Origin of the sequence: Allobosea sp. MMO-172 (assembly GCF_037147855.1) — a bacterium.
Lineage (GTDB): Bacteria > Pseudomonadota > Alphaproteobacteria > Rhizobiales > Beijerinckiaceae > Allobosea.
Genome location: NZ_JBBCUM010000001.1, coordinates 227,551 through 250,200, shown reverse-complemented (window position 1 = coordinate 250,200; position 22,650 = coordinate 227,551). Strand labels below are relative to the sequence as shown.

Annotated in this window: 26 protein-coding genes and 1 tRNA gene; 21 read left to right on the top strand and 6 right to left on the bottom strand. The window is 66.6% G+C overall.

The annotated features are described in order from the left end of the window. Nucleotides 1-45: 45 nt before the first annotated feature. The 5 genes from WFK61_RS01155 (at nt 46) to WFK61_RS01135 (ending at nt 2,647) form a co-directional block, all read left to right on the top strand. Nucleotides 46-441 (top strand): phasin, encoded by a 396-nt coding sequence (locus WFK61_RS01155; protein WP_336809700.1) that lies wholly within the window; start codon nt 46-48, stop codon nt 439-441. Between the two features lie 88 nt (nt 442-529). Next, the gene (locus WFK61_RS01150) at nt 530-1,417 is read left to right on the top strand and encodes a phasin family protein (RefSeq protein WP_336809699.1); all 888 of its coding nucleotides are present in this window, start codon (nt 530-532) and stop codon (nt 1,415-1,417) included. A 150-nt stretch (nt 1,418-1,567) separates the two neighbouring features. Further along, nucleotides 1,568-1,644: transfer RNA gene (locus WFK61_RS01145), tRNA-His, on the top strand. A gap of 196 nt (nt 1,645-1,840) precedes the next feature. Then, nucleotides 1,841-2,269 carry an Hsp20 family protein gene (locus WFK61_RS01140; protein ID WP_257732512.1) on the top strand — a complete coding sequence of 143 codons (429 nt, stop codon included), beginning with the start codon at nt 1,841-1,843 and terminating at the stop codon, nt 2,267-2,269. Between the two features lie 111 nt (nt 2,270-2,380). Further along, nucleotides 2,381-2,647: a BQ00720 family protein gene (locus WFK61_RS01135; RefSeq protein WP_257732513.1), complete on the top strand. Its 267-nt coding sequence runs from the start codon at nt 2,381-2,383 to the stop codon at nt 2,645-2,647. 18 nt (nt 2,648-2,665) lie between these two features. Here the strand turns inward: WFK61_RS01135 and WFK61_RS01130 are convergent, their stop codons facing one another. After that, entirely contained in the window at nt 2,666-3,442 is a 777-nt protein-coding gene (locus tag WFK61_RS01130; protein WP_336809698.1) for an alpha/beta hydrolase, read from the bottom strand. A 107-nt stretch (nt 3,443-3,549) separates the two neighbouring features. Between WFK61_RS01130 and WFK61_RS01125 the strand changes: the two genes are divergently transcribed. Together WFK61_RS01125 and infC are read left to right on the top strand one after the other, a co-directional pair. Beyond that, nucleotides 3,550-4,767, top strand: a complete 1,218-nt coding sequence (locus WFK61_RS01125) for a glycosyltransferase family 4 protein (protein ID WP_336809697.1) — start codon at nt 3,550-3,552, stop codon at nt 4,765-4,767. A 67-nt stretch (nt 4,768-4,834) separates the two neighbouring features. Then, a complete protein-coding gene (gene infC / locus WFK61_RS01120; RefSeq protein ID WP_257732516.1) occupies nt 4,835-5,428 on the top strand; it encodes a translation initiation factor IF-3 in 594 nt (197 codons plus the stop codon). A 60-nt stretch (nt 5,429-5,488) separates the two neighbouring features. Here the strand turns inward: infC and WFK61_RS01115 are convergent, their stop codons facing one another. Then, complete coding sequence (locus WFK61_RS01115; protein WP_336809696.1) at nt 5,489-6,061, bottom strand: TetR/AcrR family transcriptional regulator; 573 nt, start codon at nt 6,059-6,061, stop codon at nt 5,489-5,491. A gap of 129 nt (nt 6,062-6,190) precedes the next feature. On the opposite strand from WFK61_RS01115, the gene WFK61_RS01110 reads away from it, so the two are divergent. Beyond that, complete coding sequence (locus WFK61_RS01110) at nt 6,191-7,399, top strand: MFS transporter (protein WP_336809695.1); 1,209 nt, start codon at nt 6,191-6,193, stop codon at nt 7,397-7,399. Nucleotides 7,400-7,616: 217 nt separating this feature from the next. Here the strand turns inward: WFK61_RS01110 and WFK61_RS01105 are convergent, their stop codons facing one another. Continuing rightward, nucleotides 7,617-8,639 (bottom strand): amino acid ABC transporter substrate-binding protein, encoded by a 1,023-nt coding sequence (locus WFK61_RS01105; protein ID WP_336809694.1) that lies wholly within the window; start codon nt 8,637-8,639, stop codon nt 7,617-7,619. Between the two features lie 269 nt (nt 8,640-8,908). Here WFK61_RS01105 and rpmI point away from each other — a divergent pair, with 269 nt between their 5' ends. Continuing rightward, nucleotides 8,909-9,109: a 50S ribosomal protein L35 gene (gene rpmI, locus WFK61_RS01100; protein WP_047575639.1), complete on the top strand. Its 201-nt coding sequence runs from the start codon at nt 8,909-8,911 to the stop codon at nt 9,107-9,109. Nucleotides 9,110-9,137: 28 nt separating this feature from the next. Further along, nucleotides 9,138-9,512 carry a 50S ribosomal protein L20 gene (gene rplT / locus WFK61_RS01095; RefSeq protein ID WP_291652427.1) on the top strand — a complete coding sequence of 125 codons (375 nt, stop codon included), beginning with the start codon at nt 9,138-9,140 and terminating at the stop codon, nt 9,510-9,512. Nucleotides 9,513-9,701: 189 nt separating this feature from the next. Here the strand turns inward: rplT and WFK61_RS01090 are convergent, their stop codons facing one another. Further along, nucleotides 9,702-10,421, bottom strand: a complete 720-nt coding sequence (locus WFK61_RS01090) for an LOG family protein (RefSeq protein WP_336810085.1) — start codon at nt 10,419-10,421, stop codon at nt 9,702-9,704. A 140-nt stretch (nt 10,422-10,561) separates the two neighbouring features. On the opposite strand from WFK61_RS01090, the gene pheS reads away from it, so the two are divergent. Genes pheS through pheT form a run of 4 tightly spaced genes read left to right on the top strand, consistent with a single transcriptional unit; the run spans nt 10,562 to nt 15,689 of the window. Continuing rightward, the gene (pheS, locus tag WFK61_RS01085; protein WP_336809693.1) at nt 10,562-11,644 is read left to right on the top strand and encodes a phenylalanine--tRNA ligase subunit alpha; all 1,083 of its coding nucleotides are present in this window, start codon (nt 10,562-10,564) and stop codon (nt 11,642-11,644) included. Nucleotides 11,645-11,672: 28 nt separating this feature from the next. Continuing rightward, nucleotides 11,673-12,854 carry a ceramide glucosyltransferase gene (locus WFK61_RS01080; RefSeq protein WP_336809692.1) on the top strand — a complete coding sequence of 394 codons (1,182 nt, stop codon included), beginning with the start codon at nt 11,673-11,675 and terminating at the stop codon, nt 12,852-12,854. Beyond that, nucleotides 12,844-13,269 (top strand): ASCH domain-containing protein, encoded by a 426-nt coding sequence (locus tag WFK61_RS01075; RefSeq protein WP_336809691.1) that lies wholly within the window; start codon nt 12,844-12,846, stop codon nt 13,267-13,269. Before WFK61_RS01080 ends, WFK61_RS01075 begins: the two co-directional genes overlap by 11 nt. After that, complete coding sequence (gene pheT / locus WFK61_RS01070; RefSeq protein ID WP_336809690.1) at nt 13,266-15,689, top strand: phenylalanine--tRNA ligase subunit beta; 2,424 nt, start codon at nt 13,266-13,268, stop codon at nt 15,687-15,689. The genes WFK61_RS01075 and pheT overlap by 4 nt, the downstream gene beginning before the upstream one ends. A gap of 4 nt (nt 15,690-15,693) precedes the next feature. Here the strand turns inward: pheT and WFK61_RS01065 are convergent, their stop codons facing one another. After that, on the bottom strand, nt 15,694-16,269 hold the full coding sequence (locus WFK61_RS01065; RefSeq protein WP_336809689.1) for a hypothetical protein: 576 nt from the start codon (nt 16,267-16,269) through the stop codon (nt 15,694-15,696). 112 nt (nt 16,270-16,381) lie between these two features. Here WFK61_RS01065 and WFK61_RS01060 point away from each other — a divergent pair, with 112 nt between their 5' ends. Genes WFK61_RS01060 through WFK61_RS01045 form a run of 4 tightly spaced genes read left to right on the top strand, consistent with a single transcriptional unit; the run spans nt 16,382 to nt 19,883 of the window. Continuing rightward, complete coding sequence (locus tag WFK61_RS01060) at nt 16,382-17,284, top strand: alpha/beta fold hydrolase (RefSeq protein WP_336809688.1); 903 nt, start codon at nt 16,382-16,384, stop codon at nt 17,282-17,284. Further along, a complete protein-coding gene (locus WFK61_RS01055) occupies nt 17,281-18,357 on the top strand; it encodes a tartrate dehydrogenase (protein WP_336809687.1) in 1,077 nt (358 codons plus the stop codon). Before WFK61_RS01060 ends, WFK61_RS01055 begins: the two co-directional genes overlap by 4 nt. A 49-nt stretch (nt 18,358-18,406) precedes the next feature. Continuing rightward, nucleotides 18,407-19,111, top strand: coding sequence for a TerC family protein (locus WFK61_RS01050; RefSeq protein ID WP_336809686.1), 705 nt, complete (start codon nt 18,407-18,409; stop codon nt 19,109-19,111). Between the two features lie 28 nt (nt 19,112-19,139). Beyond that, the gene (locus tag WFK61_RS01045; protein ID WP_336809685.1) at nt 19,140-19,883 is read left to right on the top strand and encodes a TerC family protein; all 744 of its coding nucleotides are present in this window, start codon (nt 19,140-19,142) and stop codon (nt 19,881-19,883) included. 10 nt (nt 19,884-19,893) lie between these two features. On the opposite strand, the gene WFK61_RS01040 is transcribed toward WFK61_RS01045, so the two are convergent. Further along, a complete protein-coding gene (locus WFK61_RS01040) occupies nt 19,894-20,502 on the bottom strand; it encodes a 4'-phosphopantetheinyl transferase family protein (protein ID WP_336809684.1) in 609 nt (202 codons plus the stop codon). 113 nt (nt 20,503-20,615) lie between these two features. Between WFK61_RS01040 and WFK61_RS01035 the strand changes: the two genes are divergently transcribed. From WFK61_RS01035 to WFK61_RS01025, 3 genes are all read left to right on the top strand, one after another. Next, a complete protein-coding gene (locus WFK61_RS01035) occupies nt 20,616-21,347 on the top strand; it encodes an AzlC family ABC transporter permease (RefSeq protein WP_336809683.1) in 732 nt (243 codons plus the stop codon). After that, complete coding sequence (locus WFK61_RS01030) at nt 21,334-21,651, top strand: AzlD family protein (RefSeq protein ID WP_257732528.1); 318 nt, start codon at nt 21,334-21,336, stop codon at nt 21,649-21,651. Before WFK61_RS01035 ends, WFK61_RS01030 begins: the two co-directional genes overlap by 14 nt. A 126-nt stretch (nt 21,652-21,777) precedes the next feature. Continuing rightward, the gene (locus tag WFK61_RS01025; protein WP_336809682.1) at nt 21,778-22,650 is read left to right on the top strand and encodes a branched-chain amino acid aminotransferase; all 873 of its coding nucleotides are present in this window, start codon (nt 21,778-21,780) and stop codon (nt 22,648-22,650) included.

Genomic DNA, 22,650 nt, shown 5'->3' with positions numbered 1-22,650 from the left:
TGCACAATGATCTAGGGATGGATCACCACACCACAGGAGGATTCGATGAACGGCAAGCTGCCTTATGAAGTGCCCACCGAAATGCGCGAGTTCGCCGAGCGCAGCGTCGAGCAGGCCCGCAAGGCGTTCGACGGCTTCATGGGCGCTGCCCATAAGGCTGTGGACAATGCGCACGGCTCGGCCGAGAGCGCCCGCGCCAACACGCAGGACGCGACCCGCAAGGCCATCGCCTATGCCGAGAACAACGTCGCGGCCGCGTTCGATTTCGCCCAGAAGCTGGTGAAGTCGAAGGACCTGACCGAGGTGATGCAGCATCAGTCCGACTTCCTGAAGTCGCAGGTCGCCGCGCTCCAGAGCCAGATCAAGGACCTCGGTGCCGCCGCGCAGGACGCCGCCACCAAGGCTGCCGAGACCGTCAGCAAGGCGACCAAGGGTCGCTGAGACTGATTCGGCGCCGCATGGCGCCGCCATCGCTTTTGGCCGGACCCTGTGTCCGGCCTTCGCTGTTTGCTGCTGAAGGAGAGCTGTCATGGTCAAGCCTGCTCCGACCCGGACCAAGTCCAAGGTTCCGGTCAGCCTGTCCCCGGTGAAGGCGCTGACGCCCGCGCCCGCCGTGACGCCGCCATCCGCTGCGGCACCCCAGAAGCCGACGATTCCCGCTCAGCCCGTCGCTGCCGTCCCGGGCAAGCCCGTCGCCGCCAAGCCTGCTCCGGTTAAACCGGCGCCTGCCAAGGTTGCGGCTCCCGCGCCGTCGCCGGCCCCGGTCGCTGCGGTCAAGCCGGCTCCCGCCAGCAAGCCCGCCCTCGCGAGCGCCCCGAAAAAAGCGACGCCGGTCAAGATCCGGGTCGAGAAGCCCGCGGCGAAGGTCGCCGGGCCGAAGGTTGCCGCGAAGGCCGCCAAGCCTGCCGCGGTGGTGTCCAAGCCCGTAGCCGCCGAAGCCAAGCCGGCGCCGGTCAAGCCGGCCGTCGTCGAAACGGTTCCGGTCAAGCCTGCCATCGCCAAGCCTGCCGTCGCCACGCCGGCGCCCGTCGCGGTTGCGCCGGTTGTCGCCGCGAAGCCGGCGGAACCCGCTCCCGCTCCCGCCCCGGCCGCCAAGGCGCCGCCTCCGCAGCCCGCCTCCCTCGATTCACTGCCCTTGCCACGTCCGCCCGAGGCGGCGACCGTCGTCACGGCGACGGCGATGAGCCAGGCGCTCACCATGGCGCGTGCCTTCGGTGCCCTGCAGGCCCGCATGCTCGATCATGCCTGCGCCGAGCTGGAGGCGACGCTGGGCGATGCGCAGTCGGTCGCGCGCAGCAACAGCGCTTCCGAGGCGATCGCCTTGCAGGCCAAGGCTGTCCGCCGCAGCTACGAATCCTATGCCGAGCACCTCAAGGAGCTGGCGCGCACCGCCAACGCGGCCCTGCGCAAGGACTGATCGAACGGCCGGATTCGGCGCGTGCGAAGGCCGCGCCGAAATTCCGCAGCCGGAGTTGAATTACGCGGTTGCAAAAGCGGAGAGTCGGCACTAGGGTCCGCGCCGCTGACGACCCCCGCCACGGCGGCTGGTCGCGAAGCCTGTGTTTGGGCAGCCATAGCTCAGTTGGTTAGAGCGCTAGATTGTGGATCTAGAGGTCCCCCGTTCAAGCCGGGGTGGCTGTACCATTCTTCTTTCGGACATTGTCGGGACGTCCCACCCCTTGGGGTTCGCCGGCTTAGCGCTGCCCCTTGGCCGCCCCTTGAAGCGGCCTTTGCGCTTCGCCATATCATGCTCAAGCGGAAGGGTTCGCCTTTCGCCTGCGGGATGCTGCCCGGCGGCGGGTCCCGATGTTCATGAGGCGCCTTTCGAGGGCCTGGAGCGATGACGCGTCCACCTAGTTTGTCTCACCCGTTTCTGCTTGGCTTCGACGATATCGAGCGTGCGCTCGATCGCGTCGCCAAGGGCGCGAGCGAGGGTTACCCGCCCTATAACATCGAGCGGCTGCCCCGGACGGAGGACGAGCCCGATCGCCTGCGCATCACCTTGGCCGTCGCGGGCTTTGCGCGCGAGCAACTCGAGATCACGCTGGAAGAGAACCAGCTGACGATCAGGGGTCGCCAGAGCGACGACAAGAATCGCCAGTTCCTGCATCGCGGCATTGCCGCCCGTCAGTTCCAGCGCAGCTTCCTGCTGGCAGACGGCATGCAGGTCCTCGGCGCCGATCTGTCGAACGGCCTGCTGGCGATTGATCTGGTCAGGCCGGAACCGGAACGGCTCATCCGGCGTATCGATATCATGAGCCGCGAGTAGAGGGACGGGGACCCGTCCAGCTTTGAAGGATGCGCCAGCGGTTTTCGCATCTGTTCATAATTGAAGGCGCAGTATCAGAACCGCATTCGCACTGCTCTGAAGGAGGGCGCGATGAAACAGGACAGGAATCTCATCCAGATCAACCCGCTGACCCCTGCGGAATTCGCCGCGCTCGGCACCGGGGAGGTCGCTTACCTCAAGTCGATGAGCTCGGACGAGCTGATGCGGATCTTCCCGCAGGCTCCCAAGATCGAGTCCGGCTTGCAGCTCTTCACCCTGCTCTCGGCCGATGGCGCGCCGATCCTCGTCACGGATTCGCGCGAGGCCGCCACGGCCAATGCCTGGGAGCATGACCTGAGGATGGTCAGCGTCCACTGACGTCGGCCTCTTCCCGCCTCAGGGCGCGGTCGCGATTCCCGCGACCGCCGCTTGCAGTCTCACGATATCGTCCGGCGTGGACAGGCGGTGATCGCCGTCCTTGATCAGCGTCAGCACGACGGGGGCGCCGCTGAGATGCTCGACGAGCTTGAGCGCCTGGCGCCAGGGCACGTCCGGGTCGCGCATGCCCTGCAGGATATGCACGGGGCAGCCGGCCTTGATCTCGCCGCCGAACATCAGGTGCTTGCGCCCGTCTTCGATCAGGGCGCGGGTGATCGGCGTCGGTTCCGGCGAGTACTCCGATGGCCGCAGCCAGACGCCTTCCTCCAGGATCGTCCGGCGGATCGAATCGGGCATCTGTGCCCACATCAGGTCCTCGGAGAAGTCGACGGCGGGCGCGATCAGCACGAGCCCGGCCGGCTGCAAGGCCGAGCCGAGCAGCTTGCGTGCGGCGAGCAGGGCGATCCAGCCGCCCATCGACGACCCCACCAGGATCGGGCGCTGGTGGCACTGGCTTTCGATCGCCGCCAGTGCATCGCCGAGCCAGTCCGACAGGGTGAAGCTGCCGAAATCGCCATCGCTCTCGCCATGGCCGCCATAGTCGAAGCGCAGGAAGGCGCGGCCGGCGCTCCTGGCCCAGTCGGCGAGCGCCTCGGCCTTGGTGGCTCGCATGTCGGAGCGGAAACCGCCGAGCCAGACCACCGGTGCGCCTGTTCCCTCCTGCAGGAGATAGGCGAGGCGGCGCTTCGAGGGGGCGTTTCCGACCTCGAGCCATTGCGGCGGCTGGCGCTCCAAGGCAAATCTCCTGTGACGAATCAGGGCGGCGCGGCGATTAGAGGCTGCGGCGCCTAATCGATAGGGGCATATTCGTCCCCGTTTACGAAAGTCCAGACCGAGAGCGAATGTCCTTCAAGCCGGGTGCCCATCTTTCGCTGCCTTCGACCGAAACGCATCCGCTGGCGGGGCGGACGATCCTGCAGATCATTCCCGAGCTGGAAGCGGGCGGGGCCGAGCGCACCGCCGTCGACATCGCCAAGGGGCTGACCGATGCCGGTGCGCGCGCGCTGGTCGCCACTGAAGGCGGGCGCCTCGTCGCCGAGTTGCAGGCCAAGGGCGGGGTCTGGCTGCCGTTCCCGGCTGCCTCCAAGAACCCGTTCGCGATGCTCTTTAACATCCGCAAGCTCGCGCGGCTCTGCAAGCAGGAGGGGGTGGAGCTGATCCATGCCCGCTCGCGTGCGCCCGCCTGGGTCGCGCTCGGCGCGGCGCGGCTGCTGAAGCTGCCCTTCGTCACCACCTATCACGGCTCCTATAACAGCCGCTCGGCGGTGAAGACGCTCTATAACTCGGTGATGGCGCGCGGCGATGTCGTGATTGCCAACTCCGTCTATACGGCGGGCCTGATCCAGGCGAAGCACCCGGTTGCCGGCGACCGCGTCCGGGTCGTGAATCGCGGCACCAATTTCTCGGCCTTCGCACCGGCCGCCGTCGGCGCCGAGCGGGTGCAGGCCCTGCGCAAGGCCTGGGGCGTCGAGCCTCACCAGCGCATCGTGCTGCTGCCCGGCCGGCTCACCAACTGGAAAGGCCAACGCGTCCTGATCGAGGCCGCGCGCATCATGCGCGATGGCGGCGATACCGACACGGCCTTCATCCTCGCCGGCGATGCGCAGGGTAGGGACGGCTACGTCAAGGAACTCGATGCCCTGATCGCCAAGGCCGGGCTGGAAGGTCGCGTGAAGCGCGTCGGCCATTGCTCGGACATGCCGGCGGCGATGCTCTCGGCTGCGGTCGTCGCGGTGCCCTCGACCGATCCCGAAGCCTTCGGCCGCGTTGCGGTCGAGGCGCAGGCGATGGGCACGCCCGTCGTGGTCTCGGATCTCGGCGCGGTGCCGGAAACCGTGCTGGCGCCGCCGCAGGCTCAGCCCGGCGAGCGCACCGGCTGGCGCGTGCCTCCGGGTGACGCCGCGGCGCTGGCCGCCGGCCTCAACGAGGCATTGGCCTTGCGCCCTTCCGCCCGCGATGCGCTGGCGCGGCGGGCGCGGATCCATGTCGAGCGGCATTTCTCGCTCGAAGCGATGGTCGCGGAAACCCTCGACGTCTATTGCGCGTTGCTGGAGCGCTGACCCGCTTCCACAGTGGGAGATGGCTGCCGCAGCGGTGTCATGCATTGACATCGCCCGTCTTTGTGCAATGTGTCTGCAACAACGGCGCGAAGCGCGCCAAGTACAGGAGAATACCCCCATTCGTCGTCCCTACCGCGCTGCCCCGACCCCGACCAAGGAAGGTCCCCGCTCGAACCGCGATATCCGCGGAGTTCGCGAGGTTCAGCTCATCGACGATACCGGCGCCAACCGTGGCGTCGTATCCTTTTTCGATGCGCTGAAGCTTGCCGAGGATGCCGGCCTCGACCTCGTCGAGATCGCCCCGAACTCCGTCCCGCCGGTCTGCAAGATTCTCGATTACGGTCGCTTCCGCTTTCTCGAGCAGAAGAAGGCCTCGGAGGCGCGCAAGAAGCAGCGCACCATCGAGATCAAGGAAATCAAGCTGCGCCCCGGCATCGACAAGCACGACTACGACGTGAAGATGAAGGCCATGCACGGCTTCTTCGAGGAAGGCGACAAGGTGAAGGTCACCCTGCGCTTCCGCGGCCGCGAGATGGCGCACCAGGACCTCGGCGTGAAGGTGCTGGAACGCGTCAAGGTCGATACCGCCGAGATCGCCAAGGTCGAGAGCGACTGGCAGCTGGAAGGCCGCCAGATGGTGATGGTGCTCGCGCCGCGCTGAGGCGCACGCCACCCGCGATCGCTTACGGATCGAGAAAAAGGGCGCCGCTGGCGCCCTTTTTCATTTGGCCTTTCTCAGCAGCCCGTCGAGCATCGCGTCGAAGGCCTCGGTCGCGCTCTTGAGCGCGGCTTCCGGGTCGGGCGCATGGGCGATCCACTGCGCCGCATGCTGGGTCGCGCCGAAGATCAGTGTCGCCACGGCTTCCGGATCGAGCGGCGCCAGGACGCCCTCGGCGACGAGCGCATCGAGGCTTCGCGCCATCATCCGGATGCAGTCGTTCTGGATCGGCCAGCTCCAGGGGTCGCCGAGCACGGCCGGGCCGTCGCGCAGCATGATGCGCTGCATTTCCGGCTCCAGCGACATGGCGAGATAGGCGGCGCATTCGTCGCGGAAGCCGGTCCAGCGATCGCCGGCCCTGGCGGAGACGGCGCGCAACCTGACCGTCATTTCCGCATCGATCTGGTCGATGACGGCCGCGAGCAGCCCCTTCTTGTCGCCGAAATGGTGATAGAGCGCGCCGCGTGTCAGCCCGGCGGCCGCCGTCATCTCGTCCATCGAGGCATCGGCATAGCCGACCGACCCGAACGCCTCGCGGGCGGCGGCGATCAGGCTGGCGCGGGTTTCCGCAATCATGTCGGCACGAAGTCGGCGGGCCATCATATCCCCATCACATACGCCCCGTATGTTAATTGACATACGGGGCGTATGCAATTACGCATTCACTCACATACGCGGCGTATGTCCGCAATCACGGTCCGAGCCATGCCTAACCCCTATCGCGAAATCTTCCAGGCGCCGGGCGCCTTTGCCTTTTCCGGGGCCGGCTTCATCGCCCGCCTGCCGGCCTCGATGGTCGGGCTCGGCATCGTCACCATGCTGTCGGAACGGCGCGGCGAATATGCGATCGCAGGCGCGGTGGCCGCGACCTTCGCGCTCGCCAGCGCGCTGATCACGCCGCAGGTCTCGCGCCTCGTCGATCGCTATGGCCAGAGCCGCGTGCTGCTGCCTGCCGCGGCTGCCGGGGCGCTCGCGCTGAGCGGCCTGATGGTCGCGACCTGGACGGGCGCGCCGAGCTGGCTGCTCTTCGTCTTCGCGCTGCTCGCGGGCGTGACGCCGAGCATCGGCGCGATGGTCCGGGCGCGCTGGACCGAGTTCTATCGCGACACCCCGCAATTGCGCACCGCCTTCGCCTTCGAATCGGTGGTCGACGAGGTCATCTTCATCATCGGGCCGATCGTCGCGATCGGGCTGAGCGTCGGGTTGTTTCCCGAGGCCGGGCCGCTTGCCGCCTTGATCTTCCTCGTCGTCGGCGTGCCCTTGCTCTGCGCGCAGCGGCGCACCGAGCCGTCGGTCCGCGCGCATGTTGCCGGCACGGACATCTCGGTCATCCGCGTCGGCGGCATCCAGATCGTCGTGCTCGTGATGATCGCGATCGGTGCGATCTTCGGCACGGCCGAGATCACTGCCGTCGCTTTCGCGGAGGCGCAGGGTCAAAAGGCCGCCGCGAGCCTGCCGCTCGCCGTCTACGCGGCGGGCTCGCTGATCGTCGGCCTCGTCTTCGGGACGTTGCGGCTCAAGGCTTCGCTCGCCATGCAGTTCCTCGCCGCGATCGCGCTGGCGGCTGCGACCACCTTGCCGCTGCTGGCCGTGACCGGGCTCTACTCGCTGGCGCTGGTGTTCTTCATGGCCGGTGCGGCGGTCTCGCCGACGATCATTATCGCCATGGGGTTGGTCGAGCGGCTGGTGCCGGCGCGCCAGCTCACCGAAGGCATGACCTGGGCGATCACCGGCATCAATATCGGCATGGCTGCCGGCGCTTCGGCCGCGGGCGTCCTGATCGACGCGCATGGCGCCCAGAGCGGCTTCTGGATTTCGGTAGGGGCGGGCGTCGCGGCGTTGCTGGTCGTGCTTGTCGGCTACAGCCGCCTGCTCGGCGCGCGGAGCGAAACGCTGGTCTGCGAAGCCGCCTAAAGGCACTCGTTTCAAGAGCTGGCCGACTGTTCAGAAAATGCGCCGTCATCCCGGACAAGCTGCGCAGCAGCGCCGATCCGGGATCCATCGTAGAGTTCCACCGCCCTTCGATGGATCCCGGGGCAAGCCCGGGATGACGACGCGTTTCCGAGCGTAATGAACGCCAAAAAAAGGCCGCCCGATCGGGGGGCGGCCTTCATTATTTCGGCCTCTCGCCTCAGCGGATCGGCGGGCCGTATTGCAGGCCGCCCTTGGTCCAGAGGTTGTTGACGCCGCGCGGCAGCGGGTTGGTGGTCTTGGCGCCGAAATGGCGCTCGAAGCTCTCGCCGTAATTGCCGACGGCCTTGACGATCCGCACGACCCAGTCGTTGCTCAGGCCGAGGCCCTCGCCGAACTTGCCCTCGGCGCCAAGCATGCGGCGGATCTCGGGATTCTGCGAGCTCTTGGCCATCTCCTCGACATTGGCCTGGGTCACGCCGAGCTCCTCGGCATTGATCGTCGCGATCACGGTCCAGCGGACGAGGTCGAACCAGGCGGGGTCGTTCTTGCGCACCCATGGGCCGAGCGGTTCCTTGGAGATGACCTGCTGGAGCAGGACATGCTCCTCCGGGTCCTTCAGGCGTCCGCGCGTACCGGCGAGCGAGGAGAGGTCGGTGGTGTAGGCGTCGCAACGGCCGGCCTCATAGGCCTGCACCGTATCCTCCAGCGTCGCGAAGGCCACGGTCTCGAACTTGATGCCGTTGGTGCGGCCGTAATCGGCGAGGTTGAGCTCGGTCGTCGTGCCCTGCGCCACGCAGATCGAGGCGCCGTTGAGGTCCTTGACCGCGCTGACGCCGAGCTTCTTGCGAACGATGAAGCCCTGACCGTCATAATAGTTGATCGCGGTGAAGGTCACGCCCTGGCCGATATCGCGGCCGAGCGACCATGTCGTGGTGCGCGCAAGCACGTCGATCTCGCCGGATTGCAGCGCGACGAGGCGGTTCTTGCTCGACAGCGAGAGATAGGTCGCCTTGTTCGGGTCGTTGAAGATCGCGGCCGCGAGCGCGCGGCAGACATCGGTGTCGAAGCCCTGCCAGACGCCGTTCTTGTCCTGCAGCGAGAAGCCCGGAACGCCCTCGCTGGTGCCGCAGATGATGTTGCCGCGTGCCTTGATCTTGTCGAGCGTCGATTGGGCAAGGGCGGGAGCGGAGGCGGCGGCCGCCAGGGCAAGGCCTGCGGCGAGGGCGAGAAGCTTCTTCACGGGGAGACTCCAGATGCGGAACGCGCCTGTTGAGCTTACGGCGTGACAACCATTTGAAGGAAGCGGATAAAGCACTGCCGCTTTTCCGGGCGGTCCCATTGGGGATTGCCGGCTTCGCACTTGCAATAGCCGCCATTTTCTGCGATAGGCCCGGCCTTCGATCGCCCGGCTGATAAGGGCTGCCGTGGCGATCGTGCTTTGCTTCCTGAAAGCAAGACATTGGCAACGCGCTCGAAAGACGCGAAAGCCACGACCATTGAGGAGCTCAAATGCCCAAGATCAAGACCAAATCGGCCGCCAAAAAGCGGTTCAAGATCACCGGAACCGGCAAGGTGCTCTACGCCCAGGCCGGCAAGCGTCACGGGATGATCAAGCGGACCAACAAGCAGATCCGCAATCACCGCGGTACCACGACCCTCTTCGAGGGCGATGCTGCCAACGTGAAGAAGTTCTTCCTCCCCAACGGCTGACGCCACCTGACATTCCGGAGATCATGACATGGCTCGCGTGAAACGGGGCGTTACTGCCCACGCCAAGCACAAGAAGACGTTCAAGGCTGCCAAGGGCTTCTATGGCCGCCGCAAGAATACGATCCGCGCCGCGAAGGCGGCCGTCGATCGCTCGATGCAGTACGCCTATCGCGACCGCAAGAACAAGAAGCGCACGTTCCGCGCTCTCTGGATCCAGCGTCTCAACGCTGCGGTGCGCGAGCACGGCCTGACCTACTCGGTCTTCATGGGCGGCCTGATCAAGTCGGGCATCGAGCTCGACCGCAAGACCCTCTCGGCCATGGCCATCGACGATGCAGCTTCGTTCGCTGCGGTTGTCGAGACGGTCAAGGGCGTGCTGGGCGCCGAGGCCAAGGCTGCGTAACAACCACTGCCTGAGCAGCCTTGCAGTGCTGAATTGGAAAAGGCCGGCGGTGACGCCGGCCTTTTTCTTTGGGTTGCTCCTCCGTCATGCTCGCCCTTGTGGCGAGCATCCACGTCTTGAACGCGACCTTCGACCGACGAAGACGTGGATGGTCGGGACAAGCCCGACCATGACGGTGCGATGGATGCTCTACGTCTGCACGCTGCCGTTCTTCGGCGGGTTCCAGCCCTCACCGGCGCCTTCGACGATCCGGTCATAGGCTTCGTCCGGTGAATCCACATAGCTGAACAGCTTGAGGTCATCCGGCCGGATGAAGCCGGCCTCGGCCATGCGGTCGAGATTGAGCAGGCCCTTCCAGTAGCCGGAATCGTAGAGCACGATCGGCACCGGCCCCATCTTGCCGGTCTGCACCAGCGTCATGATCTCGAAGAGCTCGTCGAGCGTGCCGAAGCCGCCGGGGAAGACCACGAGTGCTGCCGCGCGCATCGCCAGATGCATCTTCCGCATCGCGAAATAGTGGAACAGGAAGGTCAGGTCCGGGGTCGACCAGGCATTCGGCTCCTGCTCATGCGGCAGGGTGATGTTGAAGCCGATCGAGATCGCGCCGGCTTCGGTCGCGCCGCGATTGGCGGCCTCCATGATGCCCGGGCCGCCGCCGGTGGCGATGACGTGATGGCGCCCGGCCTCGCCGTCGCGTAGCGCGCCGCCGCGTTCCGAGGCGATGCGGCCGAACGTGCGGGCGGCCTCGTACCAGGGATTGCCCTCGCGCACCCGCGCCGAGCCGAAGACGACGATGGTCGAAACGACGCCGCGCGCCCTCAGGCTGTCCTCCGCCTTCTGGTATTCCAGCATGAAGCGCGCGCCGCGCATCGAATCGCCGAGGATGAAATCCGGGTCGAGCGCGGCCATCCGGTAAGAGGGCGATTCCTTCTGGCGGGTATTGTCGGGCAAGGCAGCCTCCTCAAGTCGTCGCTTCGCTCTGGCATATGCCGGCCGTTCCCGCTAGAACGCGCCCGTTCCCACGCCTTCAAACGCTTGCGACTGAATTCATGACCGATATCGCCACCCTGGAACGCGACGTCCTCGCCGCGATCGATTCTGCCGCCGATGAAGCCGCCATCGAGGATGTGCGCATCGGCGCCCTCGGCAAGTCCGGCTCGATCTCGGGCCTGCTCAAGACCTTGGGCGGAATGACGCCGGACGAGCGCAAGGAGAAGGGCCCGCAGATCAACGGCCTGCGCGATCGGGTTCAGAGCGCGATCGCGGCCCGCAAGGAAGCGCTCGGCGAAGCCGCTCTCGAAGCCCGGCTCGCCTCCGAGCGCGTCGATATCTCGCTGCCGGTGCAGGACGGCCCGGAGGCGCGCGGCCGCATCCACCCGATCAGCCAGGTCATCGACGAGATCACCGCGATCTTCGGCGACATGGGCTTCGCCATCGCCGAAGGCCCGGATGTCGAGACCGACGATCTCAACTTCACCAGGCTGAACTTCCCGGTCGGCCATCCCGCCCGCGAGATGCACGACACCTTCTTCTTCGCGCCCGATGAGAACGGCGAGCGCAAGCTGCTGCGCACCCATACCTCGCCGGTCCAGGTCCGCACCATGCTGGCGCAGCAGCCGCCGATCCGCGTGATCTGCCCGGGCCGGACCTATCGCAACGATTCCGACCAGACCCACACCCCGATGTTCCATCAGGTCGAGGGGCTCGTCATCGACAAGTCCGCCAATCTCGGCCACCTCAAGTGGATCCTCGAAGAGTTCTGCAAGTCGTTCTTCGAGATCGACGACGTGAAGATGCGCTTCCGCCCGTCCTTCTTCCCCTTCACCGAGCCCTCGATGGAGGTCGACATCCAGTGCTCGCGCAAGGGCGGCGAAATCCGCTTCGGCGAGGGCGACGACTGGCTGGAGATTCTCGGCTGCGGCATGGTCCACCCGAACGTGCTCAGGAATTGCGGGCTCGACCCGGAGGTCTATCAGGGCTTCGCCTGGGGCATGGGCATCGACCGCATCGCCATGCTGAAATACGGCATGCCGGACCTGCGCCCGTTCTTCGAGGCGGATGTGCGCTGGCTCGCCCATTACGGCTTCCGCCCGCTCGACCTGCCGACGCTGACGGGCGGCCTGTCCTCATGACGGCATCGACCGGGCAGGGGAGGGCGCGATGACGCCTGCGGGCTGGGCGGCGGTAATCGCCGTGCTGCTGGTCGTGATGAACCTGGCGAGCCAGGCCATCGCGCTCTGGCGGCTGCGCCGGCCCCTGCAGCGCTCGGCCCTGCTCGAAGAATTGCCTGATGTCACCATCGTCCGGCCGGTGCGCGGCATCGAGGCCTTCAGCCGCGAGACGGCCGTCTCGGGGCTCGAACTCGACTATCCCCGCTACAGCACGATCTTCTGCGTCGCCGATGCCCACGACCCGATCATCCCGCTGATCGAGGAGCTGATCGGTCTCTACGGCGCCGAGAAGGTCCGCCTGATCGTCGGCGACGTGCCGGTCAGCGCCAATCCCAAGCTCAACAACTGCGTGCGCGGCTGGGAGGCGGCTCCGACCGACTGGGTCATCCTCGCCGATTCCAACGTGCTGATGCCCAAGGATTACATTCAGCGCATGCTGGCCGCCTGGCAGCCCGCGACCGGCCTCGTCTGCTCGACGCCGGCCGGCTCCCGGCCTCTGTGCATTGGCGCCGAAGTCGAATGCGCCTTCCTCAACGCCTTCCAGGCGCGCTGGCAATATGTCGGCGAGGCGCTGGGCCTCGGCTTCGCGCAGGGCAAGTCGATGCTCTGGAACAAGCCCTTCCTCGACGCCAATGGCGGCATCGCCGCGCTCGGCGCCGAGATCGCCGAGGATGCGGCCTCGACCAAGCTGGTGCGCAACACCGGCCGGCAGGTCCATCTCGTCGGCCAGCCCTTCGAGCAACCGCTTGGCCGGCGCCGACTGAGGGACGTCGTGCAGCGCCAGTTCCGCTGGGCGCGTCTGCGGCGCGTGACCTTCCTGCCCTTCTTTGCGCTGGAAATCCTCTCCACGCCCTTCCTCGCCGTCGTGCTGGCCGCCTTCGGCGCTTCGGCCATCGGCCTGCCCGTCTGGCTCGCGGCGCTCCTCGTGCTGCTGGTCTGGTATGCCGGCGATATCGTGCTGTCCGCGAGCGTCGGCTGGTTCCTGAACTGGCGTACGCCGCTCGCCATGCTGGCCCGCGACATCGCCTTCCCCGGCATCTGGGCCTATGCCTTCGTCGGCGGCGAGGTGAGCTGGCGCGGCAACGCCATGAAGATCAGTACCGACGGCGCCAACAAGCTCAACGATGCGCTGCCGACGGCGCCGGCACAGGCGGGGCATGATGGACGCTGACCTGATGGCCTCCGTGCCCGAGCGCTATCGCGGCTGCCCGCGCTTTTCTTTCGGCGACAGCCCGGAACTCGCGACCGAACTTGCGGCGCTGGTCGTGAGCGGCCGCAAGACCGCGACGGCGAACACGCTCGACGCACCCGATTGCCCCAAGCTCAATGAGCTCTGGATCGTGCTCGACGGTACGGGCCGGCCGGTCTGCGTTATCGAGACGCTCGAACTCATTCCCCGTCGCTTCGACGAAGTTGACGAGGCCTTCGCCTTCGACGAAGGGGAGGGCGACCGCTCCCTGGCCTTCTGGCGGGATGCCCACGAATCCTATTTCCGGCGCATCGGTGTCTTCAGCCCCGACATGCCCTTGCTTTGCGAACGCTTCCGTCTGGTGGAAGTGTTCGCCCCGATGGACGTAGACGCATGAAGTTCACGATCTCCTGGCTCAAAGAGCATCTCGACACCGACGCCTCCGTTGCGGAGATCACGGATGCCCTGACCCGCGTCGGCCTCGAGGTCGAGGCGATCGAGGATCGCGCCGCCGCGCTCTCGGCCTTCACCATCGCCTATGTCATCGAGGCGAAGCAGCATCCGAACGCTGACCGCCTGCGCGTCTGCATGGTCGATACCGGCGCGGGCGAGCCCGTGCAGGTCGTCTGCGGCGCTCCGAACGCGCGCACCGGCATGAAGGGCGTGTTCTCGCCCCCGGGCAGCTACATCCCCGGCAAGAAGGTCACGCTCGGCAAGGGCGTGATCCGCGGCATCGAATCGAACGGCATGCTGGTCTCGGAAGCCGAGCTCGAATTGTCCGACGATCATGACGGCATCATCGAATTGCCGGCCGATGCTCCCGTCGGCCAGCCCTATGCCCCCTATGCCGGGCTCGACGACGCTGTGATCGAGATCGCCGTGACGCCGAACCGGGCGGACGCGCTCGGTGTCGCCGGCATCGCCCGCGACCTCGCCGCCGCCGGCCTCGGCAAGCTGAAGAACGCGCCGATCCAGCCGATCAGCGGCTCTTTCCCGTGCCCGGTCAAGGTCACGCTCGATTTTGCCGGGGACGACAAGAAGCTTTGCCCGGCCTTCGCGCTGCGCCTCGTGCGCGGGGTGAAGAACGGTCCGTCGCCGGACTGGCTGCAGGCGCGCCTGCGCGCCGTGGGCCTCAGGCCCATCAACGCGCTGGTCGATATCACCAATTTCATGACGCTCGACCGCAACCGGCCGCTGCACGTCTTCGACGCCGCCAAGGTGAAGGGCAATCTCACCGTCCGCCGCGCCAAGGCGGGCGAGACCATCCTCGCCCTCGACGGCAAGACCTATACGCTTACCGACGAGCAGGTCGTGATCGCTGACGAGCATGGCGTCGAGTCGCTCGCCGGCATCATGGGCGGCGAAGCCTCGGGCTCAAGCGAGACGACCACCGACGTGCTGATCGAGAGCGCGCTCTGGGACCCGCTGAACGTGGCCCGTTCGGGCCGCGCGCTCGGCATCAATTCGGATGCGCGCTATCGCTTCGAGCGCGGCGTCGATCCCGATTTCGCACGCCCCGGCCTCGACCTCGCCACCGCGATGGTGATCGAGCTCTGCGGCGGCGAAGCTTCCGAGATGGAATTCGCCGGCGAACTGCCGGCCAGCCCCGCTGCAATCGACTTCCCGTGGTCCGAGGTCAAGCGCCTGACCGGTCTGGAACTGCCGCAGGCCGAGATGCAGGCGGCGCTCACCTCGCTCGGCTTCGAGGTCTCGGGTGCGGGCGACCGCGTCACGGTCGCTCCGCCGTCCTGGCGCGCCGATGTCGGCGGCAAGGCCGATCTCGTCGAGGAGATCGTCCGCATCGCCGGGCTCGACCGCGTCGCCTCGACGCCGCTGCCGCGTATCAAGGGCGAGGTCGTCAAGCCGGTTCTGACCGTGCTGCAGAAGCGCACCCGCACCGCCAAGCGCACGCTCGCGGCGCGCGGCCTCGTCGAGGCCGTGACCTGGTCCTTCATCTCGCATGATCAGGCCACGCTCTTCGGCGGCGGCTCGCCGAAGCTGGCGCTCGCCAACCCGATCGCGGCAGATCTCTCGGACATGCGGCCCTCGCTGCTGCCGGGCCTGATCCGCGCCGCGCAGAGCAATGCCGATCGCGGCTTCCCCGATGTCGCGCTGTTCGAGGTCGGTCAGGTCTTCAAGAGCGACGAGCCGGAAGGCCAGCTCATCGCCGCGACCGGCCTGCGCCGCGGCACCGCCCGCCTCGACGGCACCGGCCGTCACTGGGATGGCGGCGCCAAGTCCGTCGACCTGTTCGACGCCAAGGCGGATGTGCTCGGCCTGCTCTCGGGGCTCGGTATCCCGACCGGCGGTCTCCAGATCGTCGCGGGCGGCCCGGCCTGGGCCCATCCCGGCCGCTCGGCCACGCTCCAGTTCGGCCCCAAGGGCGTGATCGGCGCCTTCGGCGAGGTCCATCCCAAGATACTCAAGGCGCTCGACGTGAAGGGCCCGCTGGTCGCCTTCGAGATCCATCTCGACGCGCTGCCGCTGCCCAAGGCCAAGCCGACCAAGGTCAAGCCGAAGCTCGCACTATCCGACTTCCAGCCGGTGACCCGCGATTTCGCCTTCATCGTCGACAAGGCGGTGGCGGCCGGCGACATGGTCAAGACGGCACAGGGCGCCGACCGCGCACTGATCGCCAATGTCGGCGTCTTCGATCTCTACGAGGGCGCGGGCGTCGAGGCCGGCAAGAAGTCGGTCGCGCTCGCGGTCACGCTGCAGCCGACCGAGAAGACGCTGACCGAGGCCGAGATCGAGGCCGTCGGCAGCAAGATCGTCGCCGAGATCGGCAAGCGCTACGGCGCGACCCTGCGGGGTTGAGCGATCATCCGCTGACAACCGGCCACGGCAGCCAACGCTCCTCGTCGGGGAGCGTGTCGGAGTTGGACAAGCAATAGCAGCCATCCCTGCGATAGCTGAAGACCGGCCCTGCGCGGCGAGACAAAGACCACTGCTCGTCGTTGCCCTCCGGATAGGGCCGGGTTTCCAACGTGCCGCCGAGATCGAAGGTGAAGGTGGAGCTCCCGTTATCCGGGTCGATGTCGACTGACATCAGACGCTGCCCGTCCAGAACACGGGTGGCTTCGTCCATGTCGGTATCGCTCGATTCCGAGGACGCAATCTGCCGACCGCGGGACAAGCACCGCCAGTCGCACGCATAGACCCACAGGTGCCATTCTCCGACCGGCGAAACGCGCCGCCTGCCCATCAGTTCTCGCACTTTTGGGCTGGGTGATGGAGAAACAACGGGTTCGCGGATGGATAAGATCGGTTCGCCGAACTCGAAAGTGAGCATGGAGCCCTGTCCTCGCATGACATTCCATGCCGGTAGGCTGAGCAGCGGAGCGAAAATCCCCCGCATCGGCTCGGTCTGCATCACAGATTTCATGGCGTCAGGCATATTGGGCTCGGCATCGCATGTCGTTATTGAACTGAATTATGTAATAATCCATGCGCGAAATCCCTGCGCTATCAGGGTATGCGCTGACGCATTCTTGCATCCCCGCGATCTGATGACCCTCACCGAACGTCCCGTCACGGACAATCTGTTTCCCGGTTTTCGCCTGCTCGACGTCGCCACGTCGGGGCCGCGCATGCGCGTGCGGATGGGCGGGGAGGGGCCGCCGCTCCTGCTGCTGCATGGCTATCCGCAGACCCATGTGATGTGGCGCCGGATCGCCCCGCTGCTCGCGCCGCATTTCACCCTGATCTGCCCGGACCTGCGTGGCTATGGCGATTCCGACAAGCCGCCGAGCGACGCCGAGCACGCGCCTTACGCGAAGCGCGCCATGGCGCAGGATATGGCCGAGGTGATGAGCGCGCTCGGGCATGAGCGCTTCTTCGTCGGCTCGCATGATCGCGGCGCCCGCGTCGCGCATCGTCTGGCACTCGACCATGGCGAGCGCGTGCTGAAGCTCGCGACCCTCGACATCGCGCCGACCCGCGAGATGTATCGCGATGCCACCGATGCCTTCGCCCGCGCCTATTGGCACTGGTTCTTCCTGATCCAGCCCGCGCCGATGCCGGAGCGCATGATCGAGAGCGATCCGGATTTCTACTGGACGAGCCGGCGCGCCTCCGACATGCGGCTGTTCGAGCCGGAAGCGCTTGCCGAATACCTGCGCTGTTTCCGCGATCCTGCGATGATCCATGCGAGCTGCGAGGATTATCGTGCCGCCGCGACGATCGATATCGCCCATGACGATGCCGATGGCGGCCGCAAGCTCGCCTGCCCGCTGCTTGCGCTCTGGGGCGAGCGCGGCGTCATCGGAAAATGCTTCGACCCTCTGGCCTTGTGGCGCGAGCGTGCGCAGGATGTGCGCGGCCGGGCTCTGCCGGGCGGACATTATCTGGCGGAGGAGGTCCCCGATCTCGTCGCCGCGGAGTTCAGGGCCTTCTTCGGAGAGACCGCATGACCGGCACCAACCGCGTTTACCGCATCGCCGTGATCCCCGGCGACGGCATCGGCAAGGAGGTCATGCCCGAGGGCCTGCGCGTGCTCGCTGCCGCCTCGAAGAAATACGGCTTCGAACTGCGTCTCGACGAGTTCGATTTCTCGTCCTGCGACTACTGCGCCAAGCACGGCAAGATGCTGCCCGACGACTGGAAGGACAAGATCGGCGGCCATGACGCGATCTATTTCGGCGCCGTCGGCATGCCCCAGCAGGTACCGGACCATATCTCGCTCTGGGGCTCGCTGCTGCTGTTCCGGCGCGAGTTCGACCAATACGTCAACCTGCGTCCCGTGCGCCTGATGCCGGGCGTGCCCGGTCCGCTCGCCAACCGGAAGCCCGGCGATATCGACTTCTTCGTCGTGCGCGAGAATACCGAGGGCGAATACTCCTCGGTCGGCGGGCGCATGTATGCCGGCACCGAGCGTGAGATCGTCATCCAGGAGACGGTGATGAGCCGCGTCGGCGTCGACCGCGTGCTGAAATACGCCTTCGAGCTGGCGCAGCGCCGTCCGCGCAAGAAGCTGACCTCCGCGACCAAGTCGAATGGCATCTCGATCACCATGCCCTACTGGGACGAGCGGGTGAAGGAGATGGCCAAGAACTATCCGGGCGTCGCCGTCGACCAGTACCATATCGACATCCTGACCGCGCATTTCGTGCTGAACCCGGATCGCTTCGACGTCGTCGTCGCCTCCAATCTCTTCGGCGACATCCTGTCCGATCTCGGGCCGGCCTGCACCGGCACGATCGGCATCGCGCCTTCCGGCAACATCAACCCGACCGGCGACCATCCCTCGCTGTTCGAGCCGGTCCACGGCTCGGCGCCCGATATTGCCGGGCAGGGCATCGCCAATCCCGTCGGCATGATCTGGTCGGGCGCGATGATGCTGGACCATCTCGGCGAGCACGAGGCCGCCAAGGGCATCGAGGCCGCGATCGAGCGTGCGCTCGGCGATGCCCGCACCCGCACCCGCGATCTCGGTGGCTCGCTGGGCACGGAAGCCGCCGGCAAGGCTGTGGAACAGGCACTTTAGGACGGCAGGCAGGCCGTCACAGGGGATTTGAACTTAAAGGTTTGAGATCATGGATTTGTCGTCGGTTTCCATCGTCGACCCGCTTGTCTGGGGCAAGCTGGCCGAGATCATCCTGCTCAATATCGTGCTTTCGGGCGACAACGCCGTCGTCATCGCGCTCGCTTGCCGGGCGCTGGCTCCGGCGCAGCGCGCCAAGGGCATCGCGCTCGGTGCCGGCGTCGCCGTCGTGCTGCGCGTGCTCTTCACGGTGCTGATCGCATCGCTCCTGAACACGCCCTTCCTGCGCATCGTCGGTGCCGGCCTCCTGATCTGGATCGCGGTGAAACTGATCGTCGAGGAGGAAGGCCAGGACGAGGATTCGATCACGGCCAGCAGCAAGCTCTGGAAGGCGGTGCAGACCGTCGCGATCGCCGACATCGTCATGAGCCTCGACAACGTGCTGGCCATCGCTGCCGTCGCCAAGGATTCGATCCCGCTGCTGATCGCCGGCCTCGTCATCTCGATTCCGCTGATCGTGCTCGGCGCCTCGCTGATCACCAGCCTGCTGACGCGCTTTCCCGTTCTGGTCTGGGCGGGCGCGGCCCTGCTCGGCTGGGTCGCGGGCGAGATGTTCGAGAGCGATCCCTGGCTGATCGCCCGCTTCGGCGAGGAGCTGCTGCACAAGCTGGAATACCCGGCCGCGATCCTGGGCGCGCTGCTCGTGCTCGGCCTCGGCTACCTCATCAAATCGCGCCGGCCCGATCCGGCACACTGACAAACCGCAAAAAGGGGCAACCTGACCAATGGATTTCGCATCTTCCGCCTTCTGGACTTCATTGCTCCAGATCATCTGGATCGACTTGCTGCTTTCGGGCGACAACGCGGTCGTGATCGCGCTCGCCGTGCGCTCGCTGCCGGAGAAGCAGCGCAAGGTCGGCATCTGGCTCGGCGCCGGTGCGGCGGTGGGTCTGCGCATCATCTTCGCGGTGGTGGTCAGCTATCTCCTGAACATCCCGTTCCTGAAGGTCGTCGGCGCGCTGCTCCTGTTCTGGATCGCCATCAAGCTCGCCAAGGGTGAGGAAGAAGCGCATGGCGACATCGCCGCCAGCGACAATCTCTGGAAGGCAGTACGCACCATCGCCATCGCCGACGCGGTGATGAGCCTCGACAACGTGCTCGCGATCGCGGCCGCCGCCCGCGGCCATTTCGAGCTGTTCGTGTTCGGCCTGCTGTTGACGATCCCGCTGATCATCTTCGGCGCCCGCCTGCTCTCGTCGGTTCTCGAGCGCTTCCCGATCCTGATCTGGCTCGGCGCCGCCCTGCTCGGCTGGATCGCCGGCGAGATGCTGCTCAGCGACATGGCGGTGATGCAATGGCTCCACGCGAACATGCCGAGCTGGGTGCAGAGCGTGCCGGTCTCCGACACGAACCCTGCCGGTCTCCTGCCCGCGAAGGTGCCGTTCTACACGGCGGCGGTTCTCGGCGCGGCCTTCGTCTGCATCGTCGGCTACATCCTCAAGAAGAAGCCGATCGATCAGGCGGGCTGATAGCTTCAGCCTAGCTGGTAACAACGATCGCGGCGGCCATGATCTCATGGCCGCCGTTTTTCATGGCGCGGAGAGCGCCGGTGAAGGCGGCGGGCGCGGAGGCATCGGTCACGCGAAAGGCCGTCTCCGACAGAAGCGACACCGCGAAGCTCTCCGGAGCGCGCCGGAAGCCCGAACCCAACGCCTTCACATAGGCTTCCTTCGCGGCCCAGAGGCGGGTGAAGCTCCGGGCTCGTTGGTTCGTATCCACCTCCATAAGCGCGCGGCGCTCATCGGGATGCAGCAGGTCGCGCGGTGGCGCAGCCTGTACATCGACCCGCTCCACATCGACGCCCAGCGGCTGTCGCGCGAGGCCGACGGCGACGATCCCGGCGCGTGTCGCCAATGAAAGATGGAGGCCGGTCTCCCTGGGAAGATCGAGCAGGGGGCGCCCGGCCGCATCATGCGCGATGGCGACGTCTTCCTCCCGGCAGCCAAGCTGGCGCGCCACGATCCGCCGTGCCATGCCGCGTCTCAGCGTGGAGCGCTCCGTCAGGTTGCGCGGAGCGGCGTGCGTCCGGACGAGCCAGATCGCGGGCAGGGCGGGGGCGATGGCATCGGCGTCGTCGAACCAGTGCATGCTTCATCTGTAGTGCCCCTGCCGGGTGCTGTCGCGTCCTGCGCGGAATTCATGCAGCCGCGCCGTTCGCGCGCGTTGACCTTCGGGTCGGGTTTCCCGCTTTTGGAAGGATCATGTCACCTGACCCGAACATGCCGCCGGCAGCTCCGGAAGCCCCGATCACCGCCGCCGGGATGATGCTCGGCCTGCGCAAGGTTTCCGTGCTGATGCCGGGTATCGTCGTCTTCGCCGTCGCCTTCGGCGCGGCCGCGGCGGCGAAGGGCCTGTCCTTCTTCCAGACCATGCTGATGAGCGGCTTCGTCTATGCCGGCGTCGCGCAGCTCGTCTCGCTGGAGCTCTGGCGCCCGGAATGGAGCTGGGGCGCCATCGCCGGCATCGCGGTGGTCACCGCGACGGTGAATGCCCGCATGGTGCTGCAAGGCGCCTCGCTGCAGCCCTGGTTCGCCAAATACCCGAAGGCGCTCAACGCCTTCCATCTCTTCTTCTTCACCGATGCCAATTGGCTGATCGGCACGCGCTACCGGGCCGAGGGCGGGCGCGATCTCGGCGTTCTGGTCGGGGCCGGGCTCGCGCTCTGGCTGGTCTGGGTGATCGCGACCGGCGGTGGCTACATGCTTGGCGCGCTGGTCAGCGATCCGCGCCGCTACGGCATCGATCTGGTCATGCCGATCTTCTTCGCTGCGATGATCGTCCCGCTCTGGCGCGGCCGGCGCGGCATGGTGCCCTGGGTCGTTGCCGGTCTCGTCGCTTTGGTCACGGCGAGGCTGATCGACGGCTATGCCTTCATCATCGTCGGCTCGCTCGCCGGCGCGATCACAGGAGCGTTCAGCGATGACGCTTCCTGATCCCGGCACCTGGGGCGCGATCATCGCCATCACCGCGATGGCGGCCGCGACCTATCTCTGCCGCATCTCCGGCGTGGCGCTGATGAGCATCATCCCGCTGACGCCGCATGTCCGGCGCGGGCTCGCGGCGCTGCCGGGCTCGATCGTCGTTGCAACCGTGCTGCCCCTGATCGAGCGGCTGGGTTGGGCCGCGGCGATCGCGCTGCTGGCGGCGGTCGGCACCATGATCCTGCGGCGCAGCGAATTGCTGGCGCTGCTCGTCGGCATGGCGGCGATCTCCGGCCTGCGCGCGCTGGGCTTCTGATCCATCACCCCTTCCGATTGCTTCCATCACATCACGTCATCCCGATATGCATCGCCGCATGTTGACGGCGGAGAGCGGGGGGAGGACGGTGCGGCTGAGTTAAATCGCCTACAATGGAGCGCCGTCATGGCATGGTATTCTCAGACGTGGACCTGGTTCGATGGCTCTTGGCATGAGGGCAATCCCGGCATCGTCGGTCCGCGCAGCCATGTGCTCTGGCAGGCCTCCTCGGTCTTCGACGGCGGCCGCTATTTCGACGGCGTCGCGCCGGATATCGACCTGCACGCCGCTCGCGTGAACCGCTCGGCGACGGCGCTCGGCCTGAACCCGACGGTCACGCCGGACTTCATCGTCGAGAAGATGTTCGAGGGCGCCAAGAAATTCGCGCCCGGCACCGCGCTCTACGTCAAGCCGATGTACTGGGGCGAGGCGGACGGTCCGTCGACCATCATGCCCGACCCGGAATCGACCCAGTTCGCGCTCTGCCTGTTCGAGGCGGCGATGCCGCAGCCGACCAACGGCTTCTCCGTGACCAAGGGCGCCTTCCGTCGCCCAAGCTATGAGACCGCCCCGACGGACGCCAAGGCGGGCTGCCTGTACCCGAACAATGCCCGCGTGCTGAAGGTGGCGAAGGCCGCCGGCTTCGACAACGCGCTGGTGCTCGACATGCAGGGCAATGTCGCGGAGACCGCGACCTCGAACATCTTCCTCGCCAAGGACGGCGTCGTGAAGACCCCGGTCCCGAACGGCACCTTCCTGAACGGCATCACCCGCCAGCGCGTCATCAAGCTGCTGCGCGAGAGCGGCGTGCCGGTCGAGGAATGCAGCCTGCGCTACGAGGATTTCGAGCAGGCCGACGAGATCTTCATGTCCGGCAACTACTCGAAGTGCATGCCGGTGACCCGCATCGACAACCGCACGCTCCAGCCCGGCCCGCTCTTCCGCCGCGCCCGCGAGCTCTACATGGACTACGCCCACAGCAAGCCGAAGGCTGCCTGA